The sequence below is a fragment of the Vibrio chagasii genome (assembly GCA_041879415.1).
In the GTDB taxonomy this organism is placed as follows: Bacteria; Pseudomonadota; Gammaproteobacteria; order Enterobacterales; family Vibrionaceae; genus Vibrio.
In genome coordinates, this window is record CP090851.1 from 2,117,417 (window position 1) to 2,135,634 (window position 18,218).

The 18,218-nt window shown below is 44.5% G+C and carries 23 protein-coding genes; 11 read left to right on the top strand and 12 right to left on the bottom strand.

Going from position 1 to position 18,218, the window contains the following annotated elements:
- Positions 1-14: 14 nt before the first annotated feature.
- The 7 genes from L0991_09485 to L0991_09515 form a co-directional block, all read right to left on the bottom strand.
- A complete protein-coding gene (locus tag L0991_09485; GenBank protein XGB61671.1) occupies positions 15-764 on the bottom strand; it encodes a flagellar basal body rod protein FlgF in 750 nt (249 codons plus the stop codon).
- A 251-nt stretch (positions 765-1,015) separates the two neighbouring features.
- The gene (gene flgE, locus L0991_09490; GenBank protein XGB61672.1) at positions 1,016-2,320 is read right to left on the bottom strand and encodes a flagellar hook protein FlgE; all 1,305 of its coding nucleotides are present in this window, start codon (positions 2,318-2,320) and stop codon (positions 1,016-1,018) included.
- A 49-nt stretch (positions 2,321-2,369) separates the two neighbouring features.
- Positions 2,370-3,083 carry a flagellar hook assembly protein FlgD gene (gene flgD, locus L0991_09495; protein ID XGB61673.1) on the bottom strand — a complete coding sequence of 238 codons (714 nt, stop codon included), beginning with the start codon at positions 3,081-3,083 and terminating at the stop codon, positions 2,370-2,372.
- Positions 3,084-3,100: 17 nt separating this feature from the next.
- Entirely contained in the window at positions 3,101-3,514 is a 414-nt protein-coding gene (gene flgC / locus L0991_09500; GenBank protein ID XGB61674.1) for a flagellar basal body rod protein FlgC, read from the bottom strand.
- 4 nt (positions 3,515-3,518) lie between these two features.
- Complete coding sequence (gene flgB, locus L0991_09505; protein ID XGB61675.1) at positions 3,519-3,914, bottom strand: flagellar basal body rod protein FlgB; 396 nt, start codon at positions 3,912-3,914, stop codon at positions 3,519-3,521.
- A gap of 255 nt (positions 3,915-4,169) precedes the next feature.
- Positions 4,170-4,997 (bottom strand): protein-glutamate O-methyltransferase, encoded by an 828-nt coding sequence (locus L0991_09510; protein ID XGB61676.1) that lies wholly within the window; start codon positions 4,995-4,997, stop codon positions 4,170-4,172.
- Positions 4,998-5,008: 11 nt separating this feature from the next.
- Positions 5,009-5,935: a chemotaxis protein CheV gene (locus L0991_09515; GenBank protein ID XGB61677.1), complete on the bottom strand. Its 927-nt coding sequence runs from the start codon at positions 5,933-5,935 to the stop codon at positions 5,009-5,011.
- A gap of 77 nt (positions 5,936-6,012) precedes the next feature.
- On the opposite strand from L0991_09515, the gene flgA reads away from it, so the two are divergent.
- From flgA to flgN, 3 genes are all read left to right on the top strand, one after another.
- Entirely contained in the window at positions 6,013-6,759 is a 747-nt protein-coding gene (flgA, locus tag L0991_09520) for a flagellar basal body P-ring formation protein FlgA (GenBank protein ID XGB61678.1), read from the top strand.
- A gap of 177 nt (positions 6,760-6,936) precedes the next feature.
- Complete coding sequence (flgM, locus tag L0991_09525; GenBank protein XGB61679.1) at positions 6,937-7,254, top strand: flagellar biosynthesis anti-sigma factor FlgM; 318 nt, start codon at positions 6,937-6,939, stop codon at positions 7,252-7,254.
- 61 nt (positions 7,255-7,315) lie between these two features.
- On the top strand, positions 7,316-7,741 hold the full coding sequence (gene flgN / locus L0991_09530) for a flagellar export chaperone FlgN (protein XGB61680.1): 426 nt from the start codon (positions 7,316-7,318) through the stop codon (positions 7,739-7,741).
- Positions 7,742-8,023: 282 nt separating this feature from the next.
- On the opposite strand, the gene flgP is transcribed toward flgN, so the two are convergent.
- Positions 8,024-8,455: a flagellar assembly lipoprotein FlgP gene (gene flgP / locus L0991_09535; GenBank protein ID XGB61681.1), complete on the bottom strand. Its 432-nt coding sequence runs from the start codon at positions 8,453-8,455 to the stop codon at positions 8,024-8,026.
- Between the two features lie 9 nt (positions 8,456-8,464).
- A complete protein-coding gene (locus L0991_09540) occupies positions 8,465-9,100 on the bottom strand; it encodes a hypothetical protein (protein XGB61682.1) in 636 nt (211 codons plus the stop codon).
- A gap of 192 nt (positions 9,101-9,292) precedes the next feature.
- Between L0991_09540 and L0991_09545 the strand changes: the two genes are divergently transcribed.
- The gene (locus L0991_09545) at positions 9,293-10,426 is read left to right on the top strand and encodes a flagellar assembly protein FlgT (GenBank protein XGB61683.1); all 1,134 of its coding nucleotides are present in this window, start codon (positions 9,293-9,295) and stop codon (positions 10,424-10,426) included.
- A 139-nt stretch (positions 10,427-10,565) separates the two neighbouring features.
- Positions 10,566-11,072 (top strand): Fe3+-citrate ABC transporter substrate-binding protein, encoded by a 507-nt coding sequence (locus tag L0991_09550; GenBank protein ID XGB61684.1) that lies wholly within the window; start codon positions 10,566-10,568, stop codon positions 11,070-11,072.
- Positions 11,073-11,196: 124 nt separating this feature from the next.
- Here the strand turns inward: L0991_09550 and L0991_09555 are convergent, their stop codons facing one another.
- From L0991_09555 to L0991_09565, 3 genes are read right to left on the bottom strand one after another with little or no spacing between them, the layout of a single operon-like run.
- Positions 11,197-12,438, bottom strand: coding sequence for a tryptophan 7-halogenase (locus L0991_09555; protein ID XGB61685.1), 1,242 nt, complete (start codon positions 12,436-12,438; stop codon positions 11,197-11,199).
- 25 nt (positions 12,439-12,463) lie between these two features.
- Complete coding sequence (locus L0991_09560) at positions 12,464-13,537, bottom strand: methyltransferase domain-containing protein (GenBank protein ID XGB61686.1); 1,074 nt, start codon at positions 13,535-13,537, stop codon at positions 12,464-12,466.
- 29 nt (positions 13,538-13,566) lie between these two features.
- Positions 13,567-13,956: a hypothetical protein gene (locus L0991_09565; protein XGB61687.1), complete on the bottom strand. Its 390-nt coding sequence runs from the start codon at positions 13,954-13,956 to the stop codon at positions 13,567-13,569.
- 72 nt (positions 13,957-14,028) lie between these two features.
- Here L0991_09565 and L0991_09570 point away from each other — a divergent pair, with 72 nt between their 5' ends.
- The 6 genes from L0991_09570 (at position 14,029) to L0991_09595 (ending at position 18,131) form a co-directional block, all read left to right on the top strand.
- The gene (locus L0991_09570) at positions 14,029-14,775 is read left to right on the top strand and encodes a beta-ketoacyl synthase chain length factor (protein ID XGB61688.1); all 747 of its coding nucleotides are present in this window, start codon (positions 14,029-14,031) and stop codon (positions 14,773-14,775) included.
- Positions 14,775-15,545, top strand: coding sequence for a 1-acyl-sn-glycerol-3-phosphate acyltransferase (locus L0991_09575; GenBank protein XGB61689.1), 771 nt, complete (start codon positions 14,775-14,777; stop codon positions 15,543-15,545). Before L0991_09570 ends, L0991_09575 begins: the two co-directional genes overlap by 1 nt.
- A gap of 105 nt (positions 15,546-15,650) precedes the next feature.
- Positions 15,651-15,911: a phosphopantetheine-binding protein gene (locus L0991_09580; GenBank protein ID XGB61690.1), complete on the top strand. Its 261-nt coding sequence runs from the start codon at positions 15,651-15,653 to the stop codon at positions 15,909-15,911.
- A 10-nt stretch (positions 15,912-15,921) separates the two neighbouring features.
- Entirely contained in the window at positions 15,922-16,179 is a 258-nt protein-coding gene (locus L0991_09585) for an acyl carrier protein (GenBank protein XGB61691.1), read from the top strand.
- Positions 16,179-16,736, top strand: coding sequence for a septation protein IspZ (locus L0991_09590; protein XGB61692.1), 558 nt, complete (start codon positions 16,179-16,181; stop codon positions 16,734-16,736). The genes L0991_09585 and L0991_09590 overlap by 1 nt, the downstream gene beginning before the upstream one ends.
- A 6-nt stretch (positions 16,737-16,742) precedes the next feature.
- Complete coding sequence (locus L0991_09595; GenBank protein XGB61693.1) at positions 16,743-18,131, top strand: AMP-binding protein; 1,389 nt, start codon at positions 16,743-16,745, stop codon at positions 18,129-18,131.
- Positions 18,132-18,218: the final 87 nt, after the last annotated feature.

Genomic DNA, 18,218 nt, shown 5'->3' on the forward strand with positions numbered 1-18,218 from the left:
TCCTTTAAATTCTATTAGCTCATACGAAGCAGTGAATCAGACGACTTGTCCATTTCCTCTGCTGTGCTCATCATCTTGACCTGCATTTCAAACTGACGTTGTAAGTCAATTAGGCTGGTCATTTCACCTACGGCATTTACGTTACTGCCTTCGATAGCACCTTTTAGCAACGTTACCGCTGCATCTGCTTCGTATGCCTGATCTGGGTTTTTCGAACGGAATAGACCATTCGTATCTTTAAATAAACTTTGATTGTCTGGACGTACAAGTTTAATACGATCAACGACCTCCAATTCCTCAGCTGGAGCGCCTTGAGGAATGACTGAGATCGTACCGTCTGTACCAATTTCGACTTTGCTGATTGGGATTGGCAGTGTGATTGGTGCGTCGTTTTCACCCAATACCAAGTGGCCACTCGCATTGGTCAACAAACCGTTTTGGTCAACCTTTAGGTTACCGTTACGTGTTAAGCCTTCACGACCAGTGTTGTCCATTACCGAAATCCAACCATCACCTTGAATAGTCACGTCAAGATCACGGCCAGTGGTAACAACACTACCTTGCACAAAATTATGTCCTGGACGCTCTGTCATGCTGAAAACACGAGTAGGCATACCTTCGCCATACGCTTGCATTGAACGCGCTTGTGCTAAATCAGCACGGAAACCCGTTGTACTTACGTTGGCAAGGTTGTTTGCACGTAGCTGCAAAGCTTGCATATTTTGCTTAGCGCCACTCATGGCAAGAAACAGTGCGCGATCCATAATTTTGCTCCAAAAATCATCTTCTGGGACTAATAAAGCAAACACTGTGCCAATATTTTTAACTGTTATTTATCAATAATTTAAATAGAAAACAAACAAGAAAGGTGATCACAGAAGGATCATTGAGGAAGAATTGTTGCCAGTGGCATTACCGGGCGGCAATAAGGGCGGCAAATAAAAAAGCAAACAACAATACCCAATTCAATAACATTGAATTGGGTATTCGCAGATGATTCAAACGTTTGAAACGATTAACGAATCTGAAGAATATTCTGTTGTAGTTGGTTGTGTACTTCTAAAGAACGAGAGTTCGCTTGGAAGTTACGTTGAGCAGAAATCAAATCAACCAATTCTTGAGTCATATCGATGTTCGACTGCTCCAGAGAGCCGTTGTTGATGCTACCAAATGAACCTTTGTTAGATTCGCCCCAGATTTTATCACCCGAGTCGTTAGTAGAATCCCACTGAGTACCGCCTTTCTTATCTAGACCTTGCTCGTTTGGAACACGTACTAGGCCTACACGACCAAGCATTACGTTTTCACCATTTGAGTAAGTACCTAGAACACTGCCGTACTCATCGAAATCGATTTTGGTTAAGAAACCTGTTGTCGCACCATCTTCATCAAACTTAGTCAGTTCAAACGGAGCCGCAAACTGGGTTGAAGAATCTAGACCAAACTTAAGCACTTGTGTTGGATCGGCACCATTCAAATCGACAGGGTTCGCGCCTGCACCTAGCGGTTCCGAGTTAATCGGCTGACCACTGTTTAGGCTTGCTAACGTACCGTCATTGTTGAACTTCATTGTGTGACCAACATGACCTTGAGCATTCGTTGCATCACCACCAGTGATGTTGATTGGCTTCTCGCCAGTCTCATCAGACACGGTGTAGTAAGTCTGCCAAGTGTTTGGTTGCGTTTGATCTTTGAGGTAGTAAGTCGTTAACTTGTAAGACTGACCCATAGAGTCGTATACCGTCGAAGACGTTGCACGGTTATAGGTGTCAGCATCTTTAAAGTTAAATGCAGCCGGATCTTTAAGGTCACCGTTTGCAGGAAGGTTAACCCCTACTTCAATGTTTTCTGTCTGTTTTGGCTTACCAAATTCAGCTGGAATGTCGAGAGGCTTTGGCGCATAAGAAAGAACTTCACCCGAGTTTGGATCAACATCGTAACCTAAAAGAAACTCATCGTTAGCCGTAACCATGTAGTTGTCTTTGTTTAGGTGAAATGCACCATTACGTGTTAGTTCGTTAATTTCTGGCACCATACGGTCTTTCGCTACCGCAAAGAAACCTGTACCACTTACGCGTAGATCCATTGGGTTGTTTGTATAAATACTTGAACCTTCGTGGAACTGTTGCGCCACTTGGCTAGCTTGCGCACCGCCACCTGACGTCGTTTTTGCATTTGTGAACAACGAGTTTGAGTAAACATCGCCAAATTCAGCACGAGACTCTTTAAAGCCAAATGTGTTTGCGTTCGCAATGTTGTTACTGGTTGTATTCAGGTCTAATTGTGCAGCGGATAGGCCGCTTAAAGCTACATATGACATTCCAATATTCTCCTAATCTATCTAGCTAGCATGTTCACTCACTTAAGAGCTACGCTTTACCAACTTCTAGTACTTCAGCAAGTCGTACTGGCGATGTGAAACCAGCCAGATTGAGTAGTACGTTGCCATCACCCTTACCAAGAAGCACACTGTTCACGTTCGCATAGCTGGAAACTTGGAACTCTGTGTTCTCGCCATCCAGTAAACCCGACGCTTTCACGTTGTATTTACCAGCCGGCAATGGGTTACCGTCTTCGTCTTTTCCGTCCCATTCAACACGTGTATCGCCTGCAGGTTTAGAGCCGATATCAAAAGTGCGAACTAACTGGCCCACCTCGTTCTCAACACGGACCATAACGTTGTCCATCGCTTGAGGAAGCTTAACCATTGCCGCCATACCGCCATCACCTTGCTTTACACCTGCCGCCCCAGGAACCAATACATCACGACCAACTAAAGAGGAGGCCTGCAGTGCTTGGTTAGAGGTCATCGATGAGTTCAAGCTTTCAAACTGTGAATTCATTTTGCCGATGCCATCTACGGTCGCAAATGAAGCCATTTGCGCAATCATCTGGTCATTGCTAACCGGCTTAAAAGGGTCTTGCTGTGCTAGTTGCTTAGTCAACAAAGATAAGAAATCTTCTTGCTTAAGATCCTGCTTACCTGTTGTTTCGTCGGGCTTCTTAGCGCCATCTTGAAGACTCTTCAGCTGGTCAACATAGGACAAGCCGCTTTGACCAACATTGTTGTTGATTCCAGCCATGTGCTACCTCCTTATCCTTATTGACCCATCTGCAGCGTACGCAGCAGCATTTGTTTACTCGAGTCAGCAACCTGTACGTTCGTTTGGTACGCACGTGATGCCGAAATCATGTTTGCCATCTCTTCCATAACGTTCACGTTAGACTTGTAGATGTAGCCTTCGTTGTTCGCTAATGGGTGGTCTGGGTTATACTCCGCGCTCAGCGGCTTATCGCTTTCTACGATACCTAATACTTTCACAGGCACAGTGTGGTCACTGTTGCGTGCTCGATTTAACTCAGCGCCGAACACTGCATGGCGAGCTTTGTAAGTTTCTTTAGCAGAACTACTTACACTGTCCGCGTTTGCAAGGTTGCTCGAGGTCGTATTTAGACGAACAGATTCAGCACTCATCGCAGAACCAGTCACATTGAATACATTAAATAAGCTCATCTAATTATTCCCCTTTAATCGCTTTAGTTAAATTCTTGAACTTACTTCCTAGGAAGTCGAGAGAGGCTTGATGCCTAATTTGGTTTTGCATGAAAAGGTTTCTTTCCAAATCCAAATCAACCGTGTTGCCATCTCCTGTATCAGGTTGGGTAGGAATTCGATACTTCGTTTCCCCGTTCACCGTCGTTTCGGCAGAAATGTGCCGACCGTCTGTGCGGCTAAGACCAATGCTTGCCCCAGAACTTGCCGCTTGCAGTGATTTCTTGAAGTCTAATCCCTTTGCTTTATACCCAGGCGTGTTTGCTTGCGCGATATTGGTGGAAAGCACCTCAGCGTTACGCTCACGTACACCAACTGTGTGCTGGTGAATGCCCAAAGCATTGTCAAAAGAAATAGCCATCTAAACCTCAACTCAAGAACTGACTGTTATGAAATAACCAAAGCAATATATATACCAACTTTTAAAACAAAGTGGTCTATTTATACTTTTACAGGTTACTCGTGGGTAAACTTGCAATATACAAGCCAAAAAATAGAGTAAATTGGAATGTCACTCTGACTTAAAGATATAGGCTAAGCAGGAAAAAGAAAACCCAGCACTTGGCTGGGTTTTGAAATTGTTTAGTAACGTCACACCTTATTTAGGTGGCGGCAATTACTTCAATTTGTAGATGATACCTGGGTTACAACGAACCATTTCAAAGCGGTCGGTTAAACCAGTTAACGACTCAGACGCACCCAAAAGCAAGTAACCACCCGGGTTCAGGCTGTTCGCCATTTGGTTAAGCACTTTAGATTTCATCTCTGGAGAGAAGTAAATCAGTACGTTACGACAGAAAATAATGTCGAATTTACCTAGCAGTGCGTAACTGTCCATCAGGTTTTGAGGACGGAAGTTCACCATGCGCTTAACGTTGTCTTTTACTTTCATGCGACCATCGCCTGCATCCTCAAAGAAAGTACGGCGACGCTCTGGAGAAAGACCACGACCTAAAGCAAGGTTGTCATACGCGCCAGTGCGGCACATATCCAACATGCTTGCAGAGATGTCCGTTGCGGTGATCGATACATTTGGCAGCATACCTGGCTTACGAGCTTGAGTTTCAAGCACCGTCATTGCCATTGAGTATGGTTCTTGGCCTGAAGAACTTGCCGCAGACCAAATCTTAATAGGACGTTTATTTGCCGCTATTTCCGGTAGAAGTTTATCCGCAAGCACAGCAAACGGGTAAGTATCTCGGAACCAAAGTGTCTCGTTCGTCGTCATAGCATCCACTGCTGCCACTCTCAACTCACGGTTTCGGCCCGTCACTACATCTCTCAATAAATCAGACAGCGAAGCTAGATTAAACTTTGCCACTAATGGGCTTAGGCGGCTGCGCACTAAGTACTGTTTGCTGTCACCTAATACAATGCCACATTGAGATTCTAAGAAACGGCTGAAATCGCGATACTCTTGATCACTTATTGTTATAGCAGTCATTAATGTCTCTTTTAGTTAGTTAAAGCAGCTTTAACGGCTGCACCAAGCTCATCAGGGTTGAATTTAGCAATGAAGGAGTTCGCTCCCACACGCTCAACCATGGCTTGGTTAAATACACCACTCAATGATGAGTGTAAAATTACGTATAAATCTTTTAGCTCAGCGTGGCGGCGAATCTCAGCAGTCAGCGTATAGCCATCCATCTCTGGCATTTCAATATCCGAGATCACCAATGAGATCTGATCGTAAATGCTGCCCTCTGCTGACATCTGCATCAGTTTTTCGTAGGCTTCTTTACCATCTTTCACGGCAATCACTTCAAAGCCGATCGACTCAATAGCGCGTTGAACCTGTTTACGTGCAACGGTTGAGTCATCAGCAATCAAGATACGGCGAACGAGTTCTTTTTCTTGTTCTACTTCTGCGATTTCTTCAGCGATCTTGCTGTCCATGGTTTCATCAACAGGCGAAATTTCAGCTAGGATTTTTTCAACATCAAGAATTTCAACTAACTCATTGTCGATGTTAGTTACCGCTGTTAAGTAGTTCGCTTTGCCAGCGCCATCTGGCGGCGGAAGAATCGATTCCCAGTGCATGTTGATAATGCGCTCAACGGAACTGACCAAGAAACCTTGAATGGTTCGGTTGAACTCAGAGATAACTACAAAACACTTTTCAACATCCGTTGTCGGACGGCCACCAATCGCTAAGCTCAAGTCAATCACAGAGATCGTTTGACCACGAATGTGTGCGACACCTTTAACCAGTGGGTTTAAATTTGGCATCTTCGTCAACTTAGGGCATTGAAGCACTTCTTTTACTTTAAAGACATTAATGCCGTAACGCTGGCGCCCCATTAGGCGAAAGGTTAGTAATTCTAATCGGTTTTGACCGACGAGTTGCGTACGCTGATTCACCGAATCAAGAATACCCGTCATGAGCTCATCTCCATATCAAACTTTTTTGTATAAAAAGTGTTAGTCTACTGCAGGCTACGAACCACCAGAGAAACGGAATGACGTATTATAAAACAAATTTGCCACCTCTTTCCATAGCAATGTGTAGAGCTACTTTTAAAACTGTCGCTAAGTTTATCGGCATTTTATCAATTTTGTTTAGTTTTTTTGTACAGGCTGCGACCCCAGAACAAATTGAGATGATTCAGTCTGCGGCAGAGCAGCACATCCTTGATACGGTTGAACAACCTCTAGGCGGCGAACTCCTTGTAAATTCAGCAAATATTGATTCAAGGATCAAAGCGACAGACTGCCCTATTCCTTTAGAGACCAGTGCCTCAACAACCACCAATACCCGTAGCAGCATTACGGTTTTAGTGCAATGTGTTCCTGACGAGTGGCGAGTTTATGTACCTGTAAGACTCTCTATGTCAGTGCCCCTTGTCACGACTACACGCGCACTCGCAAGAGGCGAAGTCGTCGGACAATACGACGTAACCACTGCGATGATTTCTCTTAACAAATTTCGGCGCCAAGGCTTCACTGCTCCAGAGCAAGTTATCGGCGCCAAGGTAAAAAAGAATCTAAGGCCGGGTGACGTTGTCGAAAGAGGTGATATTTGTGTCGTATGTCGAAACGAGAAGGTTATCATACAGGCGGTAAAAGGTGGCATGACCATTACCACGAAAGGCACAGCGCTCACTGATGGCTCTATGGGTGATCAAGTAAGAGTGAAAAATGATAAATCACAGCGTATAATCGAAGGTATTGTTACCAACATGTCTGAAGTCACGGTTTACTTTTAACTCTCTACTTCTCAATTGGCGGTACCGTTAGCATTTTGCTCTCGACTCTAGCACTGAAATACGTAGCTTCAGTGTTTTGTCCCTTTTCGACTAAAGAGCGAAAAATTGCTAAAGTAATCGAACCCTTGGTCGATATTGACTGTACAGGTTCCCATTTTTGAAGAAAAAGGCTTAACTATGGCAGGCATTGATAACATTCGTTCAGGGCAAACCCTAACGACCACCAACCGATCAGCAGTCCGCTCTGATTCTAGTTCTGAGGCATCACGTTCTGATGTATCAACTAAATCACCGGCAAGCAAAGACGCGGTTTCACTTAGCCAACAAGGCAAAGCAATAGGTCAACTTCACCAAGACATGGCAGCAAACCCAAGCTTTGACTCGGTAAAAGTTGCAGCAATCAAAGAAGCGATCGCGAACGGTTCATACACAGTTGATCCAGAAAAACTGGCCGACAATATGATCAAGTTCGAAAACGAATTAAAAGGTCTTTAAGCACTCCCTTCATATTGAGTGGTTAACTTAGAGCACACGAGGTTATTGATAGGTTTACGTTATGGCGGCACTAGCAGATTTAGTTAATTTCCAACTTCAAAATGCCAAAGCCTTATCTGAATTATTGAGTTCAGAGAAAACCGCTATTACGAGCCGACAGTCAACGGATATCGAGCGAATCGCCAAAGAAAAAGTGGTCCTTGTCGAACAACTAAGATCCACCGATCAGCGCATCGCTGCCCATAGCAATATCTCAGAACTGACCGAGAATCCTGAACTCGCTCAGTTAGTCTCAACCATCAAGTCTATTGTGCACGATTGTCATCAAGCGAACCTGGTGAATGGCGAAGCCCTAAATCGAGCACACCTCAGCTTCAAAAAACTCAGCAACATGATGCAACAAAGCCACGGCAAAATTGGCATGACTTACAACGCCGGCGGCCAAACGCACACTATTTCAACGCTGGGAACCAACGTAAAAGCCTAGTTAAGCTGCCTCTTCAACAACACTATTAACCCTTTCCTGCCTGTATCTGTATCTGTATCTGTATCTGTATCTGTATCTGTATCTGTATCTGTATCTGTATCTCAGCCTATCTATATTCCGACTCCAATCAAAAGCCACACTCCTGAAAGTACGCCCATGAACACGTAAACAAAAAAGCGGCAAGTATTTTCATACTTGCCGCTTTCTCATTGATATGAGTTATTGATTGCCGATACGCCATCTGGAAAGCGACTGGCAACCAATATCATTTATTCATTGATACTAGAACAGTGTCTGTTGTCTCTTCTCTGGTACCGCTTGAACTTCACCGTAGTTACGTAATTGATCCATCTTGCGAATATCCAACTGAAGCTCAGTCACGTAGCTATCGCCTACTGGGTAGCTGCGCACTACTTCTGCACCACGGATAACACCATCAACCGCACCTGACGTGCGCTCTGTACCAAGGCGTTGATCTTCAAGTTCAGCCCGGCCGCTGACTCGCATACCATAAACTTGTTCCGCAAGTTCACGATAAGCATCAATCTTAGAGGCTCTCATCGCACGGATACGCTTCTCTTCGTCATTGCGACCTTTTTGTTCACTGATACTCGCGTAACCAACAGCAACTAGGAAATCGTCTGGTCTCATGCTCTGCAGAGGCTGACAGCCAACAAGCAGTAAAGCGGCAACCACAAACATTAACTTCTTCATCTCGAACTCCTAAGGGCGAAGAATAACAGTGTAAGGCTGACTGATCGTTGGGTCAGAACGAATGATCACACCATCTTGAGTTCGAATACTGTTCAGAGTATCGAGATCACGACCAATACGGTCTGCCGGTAAGAAGCCTTGTGCTGAAGCCACGACAATACGAGTTTGCATGCCCACCACTCGAGCATTCACAAGCACACCACCCTCTTGGCGCAGCATAGTACCCGTTAGTACGTATTGAACGTCTTGCTCTTGAGCTAAGTCTTTCCAGTCACGGCTTATCGCAAAGTCACCTTGATGAGTTACCTGAATAGAACCCGTGGTTTTAAAATCAACCACCTTGAAGCCACGACGCTGAAACTGATGAATGAAACCTTCTGATACCGAGTTACCAAGCCAGTTTGTTGTGTCCATGTGTTGCAGGTCAACAAACGAGGTGATCGCGATAGGCGTTCTTGCTGAGATGCTTGTATTCGACACGATCAAGTCTTCGGTCATGCTTTCTACGAAGAAGTCCATGGTGTGGCGAGGGCTGTCCATCAGCATAAACTGACTGCCTGCGTACTCAGTCTTACCGTTATAGATCGGCGAATAAGCGCATGATGTCAGTAACATGACACTCATTACTACGAGCCATTTTTTCATTATCTAATCTCCAGATAGTTTTAGTGCTACCTGTTCCAATATGTTCTCACCATTATTCTTTTCAATGGATTACAATGTTGGAACAGTCTTTGCTTTTCATTAATGGTTCAGATTAAGAAAAACGCACTTAAGTCAGCTTCAAGCTTATAGTTATTTGTTAAGCAATATTTATACCCAACTGGTAACGAATAGATGAAAAAAATAATTTCTTACTTATTTTCAATAGGTTCACTGATAAACATAAGTTTCAGTGCTCATGCCTCATGGTATGAAGTTACCGGTACAGCAACCATCGTATCGTCAGAAGAGACGGCAAGGATCCACGCTCTGGAAGACGCGGTATATAAGGCTATCCAGTTCTCAGGGGCAGACATCGGCAGTATTGCTAACCTAACGCCTTATTTAGATGGCAAGAAAAAAGAATACCAATTTACTAACCACGAAGTACGCTACATCTTGGTTGATAAAGAGAAGAAACGCGGTGGCAATCTAATGATCACCGCAAGGATCGACATCTACCCTTCGGCAAATGCTTGCCATGAGAGCCAATACAAGAAAACCTTCTTGGTGGGTAATATCGATGTCACCTCTCCACAACAAGCCGTAATGGGCAGAATCTACAATATCGGTGACGACTTCAGCCATGTGGTTGACAGACAGTTAGCCAAAGAGTCTCGCAGCTTCGTTTCTGTTGGCACAACCAACTACGACATCGATAAACGCCGACCTGAGGTGATCAAGATGATCGCACAGGATACTGGCGCGCAATACATCATCGGTGGTGAGATTACTGACTTAACGGCAACCATCGAATCTAAGCTATTAAAAGATGACATCATCAACCGTCAGTTCGCGTTAGAGATGCAAGTATTTGATGGTAAGACGGGACACCAGATCTACACACGTAGCTATCGTGAGGTGGCAAAGTGGCCATTTGCTAAAACCAGTGAAGTTGACACTCGCAGTGCTCGTTTTTGGGCATCAACCTACGGCAGTATGATGCTTCGTGTAAGCCGTAATATCATGTTGGACCTAGAGTCTGAAGTCTCTTGTAAGATTACGCTCCCTGAAGTTGCGGCCGTATTCGGTAATACAGTGACCATTGATTTGGGCCGAATGCATGGCGTACAACAAGGTGACAAACTGCAGCTATGGCACACAGGTTCGTTTATCGACCAACGAGGTTTACCGCGCAATAAAGTCTCGCAAAGCGATATCACACTGACCGTATCTCGCGTCTACGAGAACGAAGCGGAACTGACAATTGATCAGCCAAGCCTAGCGGGAAGTATTCAAATTGGTGATGTGATGCAGAAAATCATGTAGTTAGCCGCACTCTAAACTCATAGATTCTAATAAAGCCTTAGCACCCCAACTAAGGCTTTAATTTTTTCATGGGTATTAGTTTCGGTTTTTACGTATTTGTCGTAATCTTACTAATAACATAATCATCATTTAGCAAGCTATGAGTCAGAATAATCTAATTGGTGCTACCGGTTATCGCTTTATTTCGAAAGGTAAGACCGCTTTTAAGATCCACATCCACACACCAGAAGACACGGTACTGCATCGGTCTGTCGGTTTTGTGCGTATGGGTGAAGAGAAAGCGCTTAAAAAAACCATCAAATTAAGAGACGAGCTCGGTAAGGAGCTTTGGGGTAAGTTTTGGAAGAAGGTTCTCAAGGAGCCTTACCTTATGACACGCCTGCCGCATAGTTTAGAGCCTAAGATTGTATTCAAGCCAAACCCAACACAAAGTGACCCTGAACATCGTGATGAGTGTTATATCGCGAAATGGCGCGTGTTCTCCGATGACGGCGATTACAAATACAAAACTAAGGTCTGCTCAATCAGAAAGCACGGTAGACTGGCCGCTTACAGCCAAACTAAGCGCGCCCTACTTGATGCTCACAAAGATGTAATTGATTTACTCATATTCATGGGACGCTTAAACAGCATCGACCTCAAGTAGCCACAGAATGGACAACGCCAATCCCCTATGAACGAATACAAAAACAGCCGCGCTTGCGGCTGTGTTTATTTCTAGAATCGTCATCTTAACGCTTTAGCATATTGCCATGCACCAAGTCGATGACCTAGCTTCGGCAGATCTCTGCCAGCGTCGTTAAGCGACGTTTTGAATCTTTCACATAAGGATTGGTTTGATCCCATGCGTAACCCGCTAAGATCGAGCACACCATTTGTTTAATCTTAGGGTTAGGATCTTGATAGAAAATCACATCCTGCAACGTACCGGAATACCAACCCTCAACATACGTTCGGAAGGTGTTTACACCGACCATCAATGGATCGGCATACTCACGTTCCCAATCGACCGTCTCACCATTGAGCTGCTTTTCCACACACTCAACCGCAAACTGTGCCGACTTCATCGCAATCGTAACGCCTGACGAGAACACAGGATCAAGAAACTCACCAGCATTCCCCAGTAGTGCGTATTTGTCAGTTGCAAGATGCTTCACGTTAGCAGAATAACCACCGATTTCACCCGCAGGGTTTGGATACTCAGCGTTTGCCAGTATTTCGGCCAGCCCCGGCTCTTCCATAGCCAACTGCTTAATCGCGGCAATCTTATCTTCTGGGTAAGATTCAAAGAACTTAGGTTCCCCTACCACACCAAATGAAGAAACTCCGTTGCTAAATGGGATCAACCAATACCAAACATCAGGATTAGTTGGGTGCACAGAGATTAGAATTTTGTTTCGGTCATAATCTAGCTCAGTATCCACCTCAGCAATATGATCGTTAATATGCGTGAAAATCGCTTTACGAGGTGGAAGTGATGACTGCTCTTCCAGATCAAGCATCTTCGGCAATACTCGACCAAAGCCACTGCCATCCAAAACGTACTGTGCTTCTAGCTGATAGCTTTCTCCATCAAGCACTTGAACATCTAAAATAGTGCTGTCGTCGGTAAAATTAATGCCCGTCAACTCATGCTGGTAATCGATTGTGACACCTTGTGCCTCAGCTGAATCAGCAAGCACCTTATCAAAAGCACCACGTTGAACCTGAAAAGTGGTTCCCGGCCCAGTAGAGAACTTATCTTCAAAATTGAACGCGGTGTACACACCATTTTTACGAAATGCTGCGCCATCTTTGTATTGGAAGTTAGCCTTGGTCACCGCGTCGGTCATGCCAGCTTGTTCAATCACTTCCATGCAAGCGGGTAATAGGCTTTCACCAATTGAGAAGCGAGGGAACACGCTCTTTTCGATTACTCGAACATCGATGCCTTTTTTGTGTAACAAAGACGCGGCAATAGACCCTGAGGGCCCAGCTCCGATGATCACTACTTGAGTAGACAGTTTTTTCATTAATTTAAGCCATATTTGTTATGTGTTATTGCGCGCTAGCTTTCAATTCAAGAAGCGTATGACCAAGACCGATATCATCAGTGCGAGTCACCACTTCAAAGCCAGCTTCTTCAACTATCTCTAAGAAATCTTCACTGCGGTAAAAACGACTGTTGCCATTTGCCAAGCACGTAAAGTAAAGCGAAGTCGCGTTTAAGCTATAAGAAGCCGCATCGTATTTCTGTGCATCCCAAAACAACTCAAGGATATAAACGGTCGCCTCTTCTGACATATGAGAGCGGACACGCTTTAAGATGCTAAGGATTTCCATTGGCGAGAAGCAATCAAGGAACTGGCTCATCCACCAAACATCCGCGCCCGTTGGCAGCGCTTGTTGCTTATCTAGCATGTTGGCAGGGAAAGGCGTCACTCTGTTTTGATGACCATGTTGCTTAGCGTTCGCCATTGCCATTTCTAGCTGCTGTGGCAAATCAACAATCGTGACTTCAACATCAGAGTCATGGTTGCAACACTGCATTGCCCACTTGCCTGTATTGCCGCCAATATCCACCAGCGATTTAGGTTTCTTGCTGAAAACCTTCTCAAGCAAAACTGGGAATGAACGATCAGAGTAGAAGTGGTCAAACTCGAACCAGCTCTCTTTCGCTTTTTCAGGTAATTGAGACAAGCCTTGGTAGATCGTTTCCCAATCCCCTAGCTCCTTCAAACCAGCAGGAGTGCCCTCCTCAATCGCTTCAGTGAGATGCATCATCGCGGCGTAACAAACATCAGCTGTGAAATCCATGTTTGCGTTGGTCATACCGTCATGCAACAGATAGAAACCGAGGTTGGCTATCTTATAGTTAGGCTTTTCCCAAACAACAATATGAGCACTAAGCGCCATATCAAGTAACACTTTCACACCATATTCAGATACACCTGTTATTTCTGAAATAGTCTCAGCAGGTAAGCCATCGCTCCCCGCATCGTCGAGCGCTTTTAAAATACCTAAATCACGAAGTGTACGAGCAGTATGGAAAACAATAGGAGCAAAAGATAATTTTTGTGCTTCTGTTTTTGCTTCTAATGCATTGAATGGATCTAATTTATATTCCGACACGAAAAACCTAACTTAAAAATAATAGGGGGTTACTCAGCTGCCATTTGTGCAAGCTTACGTTTAATATCAACGTTTAAGTTATTAACCCAGCGGTTGTAATTACGGTGTATTTCACCATCGTCATACTTCAAATTCTCTGATTCAACGTAAAGAATAGAGTAAAATTTGTCGTTATAAGGAATATCGACCACTGCGTGATGTGAACGAACATACAATTCAGCACGGATCAAGCCAGGTTTAATCTCAGAAACTAACCAGCCTCGATTTTCAGCAGATTCATAAATAGCTGATTTCACCTGTTTACTTTGAAGATTATGTGCAACTGGAGTATCCTCAACATTCATTACAGGCTGGACACGTCCACACCCTGCAAGAACAAATATGAATAACATTGAAACGGCTATTTTTAGTAATTTCATTTAAATTCCTTACCTGTGTTTATTTATAAGCACGCATAGTATTTAGTTAGACCCAAAGCAAATCAATACTCTATGTCAAATCAATCCCAATTAATGTCGTTTAATATTGAGAAATGGTCTGCAAACTCGGCTGGTCTCAATTCTGATGCCGAATGGCAAGCCTGGAGCACTAATTTAGATTGGCCGCAAGATGGCTCGACTGAATTTAAAGCGATCCCGCCAATGATGCGCCGCCGAATGAGCCTACAGAGCAAATTGGCCGTTCAAACCGCATTGACACTCTTAAAAGACAACTCGATTGATTATCTGGTTTTTGCCAGTCGACATGGCGAACTGCACCGAACCGCAACCTTGATTCAATCAATATTGGAAGGTGACGATGCTTCGCCTATGGCGTTCTCACAGTCCGTGCACAACACAGCAGCAGGGTTAACAACCATCGCAGCAAAAGCACCAATCCCTCTGACCTCTATCGCGGCCGGGCAAGATACTTTCCACAACGCTTTGATTGAAGCCTATCTTTACCTGAACCAATATCCATCGCATCGAGTGTTAGTCATCGATTTCGACCAACCACTGCCTGAGCTGTACCAAGAATTTGAAACTCAACACTATGCCGACTACGCACTGGGCTTTGTGCTTACCTCCGGAAGTGATTACTCAGTATCAAGAACTGTAACCGAGGTAAGCTCGACCACTCCATTACCACAAGGCTTGCAGGCGCTACAAAACATCCTTCAAGGTTCACAGAACTGGACCGTGGCAGGTAAGCATCAAGATTGGACTTGGATACACAACGCAAAAACCGGAGATCTATAATGAGCAAGGTCGACCAATATTGGCGAGTATTCGCAACAGGCCTCTGCTTTACCATCTTCGGCTTAGGAGGCCTAGTCCTCAGCTTCTTGATCTTGCCATCTATCGCACTCATCACTCCTAACACCATTCAGCGAGAGCTCAGGGCTCAACGACTGATTCGCTTCTCGTTCAATGCCTTCTGCCAGATCATGAAATTCACAGGCGCAATTGACTACCGAATTGATGGTGCCGAGTTACTGCGTGAAGACCGAAACTGCATTATTGTTGCGAATCACCCGAGCTTGATAGACTACGTGCTGATCGCCTCGCAACTTCCCCAATGTGACTGCCTGGTTAAAGCAGCCATTTGGGAAAACCCATTTATGAAAAGGATCGTAAAAGCCGCGGGTTACATACCCAATCAAACGCCCGATGATCTTTTAGAGCGTTGTGAAGAGCGCTTTTCGCGCGGTAATGTCCTACTAGTTTTTCCCGAAGGCACTCGCACAACGCCCGGAATTGAACCATCCTTACAGCGTGGTGCCGCGCAAATTGCCACCCGAACACAAACGGATCTACGTGTAATTCATATTACAGTTTCTCCGACATTCTTAACGAAAGAGAAAAAATGGTATCAAGTTCCTGTAACGAAGCCCTTTTTTCATGTCGCGGTGAAAGGTAAAATAGAAGTCGCACCATTTATTGAAAGCTCAAATAACTTAACTTCGGCAGCAAGACGCCTTAATCATCATCTTGCACAAACAATTTTCCCTCCCGAAGAAAATATTTAGCTCATCAATAACATAACTGGCGATATCAGCATTTCGAAAATACTTCACGTCATGTAGAATCGCCCCCTTAAAGCAGCATTTAGATAAAGCATTAAGTAGGCCAAAGTGGAAACATTACACAACGAACTGAAACAACTGATCATCGACGCACTAAATCTTGAAGACATGAGCATTGATGAGATTGAAACGGAAGCTCCACTGTTTGGTGATGGACTAGGACTAGATTCTATTGATGCACTAGAGCTTGGCCTTGCTATCAAGAAGAAGTACAACATCGTTATTGATGCTGACGATTCAAACACTCGCGAGCATTTTGCATCGGTTGCAAACCTAGCAAACTACATCTCATCTCAAACGAACAACTAGACAGATCTTTATGACACAAGCTAACCAACAAGAAGTATACAACCAGGTTAAAGATGCGCTGATTGAGCTGTTCGAGCTTGATGCTGAAGATATCACTCCGGAAGCTCATCTCTATCTTGATCTAGACCTAGACAGCATTGATGCGGTTGATTTAGTCGTTCACCTCCAGAACGTAACAGGTAAAAAGATCAAACCTGAAGAGTTCAAGGCAGTACGCACCGTTAATGACGTTGTAGAGTCTGTGGTTGAACTATTGAAGGACGCATAGTGCGTCCTCTGCTGACTTTACTGTCGGCAATCATACTTTTCACTTATCCAATAGCGGTTTACTTTGGACTCAACAAGTTTGGCCTGCAAACCGTGGGTATCGCCTTGGCCGTTATCTTTGCTGTTCGCATTTTTACTGGCGGTCAGGCAAAAATCAAAGAGCTAAAACACCTAGCTTGGATCAGTGGAAGTGCTGGTATTGTTCTGCTGACATTAGGTTTAGCCTTTAAACAGCATGGCTGGCTAACCTATTACCCCGTTATCGTTAATGTTTGTATGCTGGCTGTCTTTGCTTCAAGCCTATGGCAACCACAAACGATCATCGAACGTCTTGCTCGCCTTCAAGAGCCTGAGCTTCCACAAAGTGGCATTGATTACACAAGAAAAGTCACCAAAGTCTGGTGCTTGTTCTTTGTTATTAATGGCTCTATTGCTTTTTACACCTGCTTCCAACCGCTAGAAGTATGGACCCTATACAATGGCTTACTCAGCTATGTGTTTGCAGGGGTGCTCTTTGCAGGGGAGTGGATAGTGAGACAACGCATTCGTCAGAGTTAAATTGTTATGACCCAAACCGTATCTTACACCTCGCTGTCTGAGCTTCTCACTCAAAGCCGAGTGCCCGAATCTATTGTCTGCTTTGATGACAATAGCGAGATTACGTGGCAAACCTTTAACGACGACTTATCAAGACTCGCATGGCAATTGAACTCATCGGCTGTTCAACGAGTAGCGATTTGTACCCAAGATAGCTATCTGTTCTCAGTGGCGTTCTTAGCCTCTGCAGCTGCTAACAAACACATTATTTTACCGGGCAACTATCAACCTTGTGCGCTTGCCGAGCTAAGTGAACATTTTGATTGCCTGTTAGTTGATGATTCAATTGGCACAGTTGAGGTGGGAGACGTTCGCAATATTCAAGCCTTATTGGACTCAAGCACTGAAGCAGAAAAACCTCTGTCCGATAATCTTCCGGCCATTAATTTAGCAGCCACCCATTTGACCCTGTTCACTTCAGGTTCGAGCGGTACACCAAAAGCGATAAATAAAACGCTAGAGCTGCTGGATATTGAGACCGCACAGTTACACAAAAACTGGGGCAAGCTGCTCAAAGGCAACCAAGTTCAAAGCACGGTTTCGCATCAACACATCTATGGTTTACTGTTTAGAGTCTTATGGCCACTCTGCTCTGGCATTCCGTTTGCTCGTAACAACCTAGAATACCCTGAACAAATTCTGTCTCATGCCAATAAAAACTGCTTTCTTATCAGCAGCCCAGCGCTACTGAAGCGATTAAAGCATGAGACCAGCCAGGTACAGCTTGCAGGAGTCTTCTCTTCGGGTGGTCCACTGCCTACCGAGTCGGCTCATCAGTCGCGAGATTTACTAGGACATTTACCAATAGAGGTATTTGGCAGCACAGAGACTGGCGGCATAGCATTTCGTCAGCAAGAGAGCGCTCAAACCCCTTGGCAGCTTTTTGATTGTATTGAGGCTAGTCTCAACAGTGAGAATTGCATTAAGTTATTGTCGCCATATATCGATAAAAACAACTGGTATCAAACCGCCGACGAGTGCGAAATGGTCTCAGATAGTCAATTCATATTGAAAGGTCGAACGGACCGGGTGATCAAGATTGAAGAGAAACGAGTATCACTGGTTGAAGTAGAAAAGCGCCTTGAGCAACTGCCTTGGATAAGCGAGTGTGTGGTGATTCCATTTGAAGAACCAGAGCGCCTTATCCTAGCCTCGGTTTTGGTATTATCAGATGAAGGCCAAGCTACTCTATCGACCATGAGTAAAGGTAAATTCTGGTTGATGCTACGCACAGAACTCAGAAAGTGGTTAGAGCCGATCGCTATCCCAAGAAAATATCGTATTGTTGATGAGATTCCTCTCAACAGCCAAGGTAAGCGATTAACGTCTCACATAGAACAGCTAATAAAATCATAGTAACCGCTGATCGTATTTTACACTGAGATTATCTTTTTATACTTTTGTCAAAGAACCAATATTTACCCAAGGATTCTAAGTACGCCC

Excerpts from the sequence above, each read along its gene's own strand:
- flgN (XGB61680.1), top strand. The coding sequence starts at position 7,316 with ATGGCGGCACTAGCAGATTTAGTTAATTTCCAACTTCAAAATGCCAAA.
- L0991_09575 (XGB61689.1), top strand. The coding sequence starts at position 14,775 with ATGAGCAAGGTCGACCAATATTGGCGAGTATTCGCAACAGGCCTCTGC.
- flgP (XGB61681.1), bottom strand. The coding sequence starts at position 8,455 with ATGAAGAAGTTAATGTTTGTGGTTGCCGCTTTACTGCTTGTTGGCTGT.
- L0991_09485 (XGB61671.1), bottom strand. The coding sequence starts at position 764 with ATGGATCGCGCACTGTTTCTTGCCATGAGTGGCGCTAAGCAAAATATG.
- flgC (XGB61674.1), bottom strand. The coding sequence starts at position 3,514 with ATGAGCTTATTTAATGTATTCAATGTGACTGGTTCTGCGATGAGTGCT.
- flgE (XGB61672.1), bottom strand. The coding sequence starts at position 2,320 with ATGTCATATGTAGCTTTAAGCGGCCTATCCGCTGCACAATTAGACCTG.
- L0991_09540 (XGB61682.1), bottom strand. The coding sequence starts at position 9,100 with ATGAAAAAATGGCTCGTAGTAATGAGTGTCATGTTACTGACATCATGC.
- flgB (XGB61675.1), bottom strand. The coding sequence starts at position 3,914 with ATGGCTATTTCTTTTGACAATGCTTTGGGCATTCACCAGCACACAGTT.
- flgD (XGB61673.1), bottom strand. The coding sequence starts at position 3,083 with ATGGCTGGAATCAACAACAATGTTGGTCAAAGCGGCTTGTCCTATGTT.
- L0991_09510 (XGB61676.1), bottom strand. The coding sequence starts at position 4,997 with ATGACTGCTATAACAATAAGTGATCAAGAGTATCGCGATTTCAGCCGT.
- flgM (XGB61679.1), top strand. The coding sequence starts at position 6,937 with ATGGCAGGCATTGATAACATTCGTTCAGGGCAAACCCTAACGACCACC.
- L0991_09570 (XGB61688.1), top strand. The coding sequence starts at position 14,029 with ATGTCAAATCAATCCCAATTAATGTCGTTTAATATTGAGAAATGGTCT.
- L0991_09515 (XGB61677.1), bottom strand. The coding sequence starts at position 5,935 with ATGACGGGTATTCTTGATTCGGTGAATCAGCGTACGCAACTCGTCGGT.
- L0991_09545 (XGB61683.1), top strand. The coding sequence starts at position 9,293 with ATGAAAAAAATAATTTCTTACTTATTTTCAATAGGTTCACTGATAAAC.
- L0991_09550 (XGB61684.1), top strand. The coding sequence starts at position 10,566 with ATGAGTCAGAATAATCTAATTGGTGCTACCGGTTATCGCTTTATTTCG.
- L0991_09555 (XGB61685.1), bottom strand. The coding sequence starts at position 12,438 with ATGAAAAAACTGTCTACTCAAGTAGTGATCATCGGAGCTGGGCCCTCA.
- L0991_09565 (XGB61687.1), bottom strand. The coding sequence starts at position 13,956 with ATGAAATTACTAAAAATAGCCGTTTCAATGTTATTCATATTTGTTCTT.
- L0991_09585 (XGB61691.1), top strand. The coding sequence starts at position 15,922 with ATGACACAAGCTAACCAACAAGAAGTATACAACCAGGTTAAAGATGCG.
- flgA (XGB61678.1), top strand. The coding sequence starts at position 6,013 with ATGACGTATTATAAAACAAATTTGCCACCTCTTTCCATAGCAATGTGT.
- L0991_09595 (XGB61693.1), top strand. The coding sequence starts at position 16,743 with ATGACCCAAACCGTATCTTACACCTCGCTGTCTGAGCTTCTCACTCAA.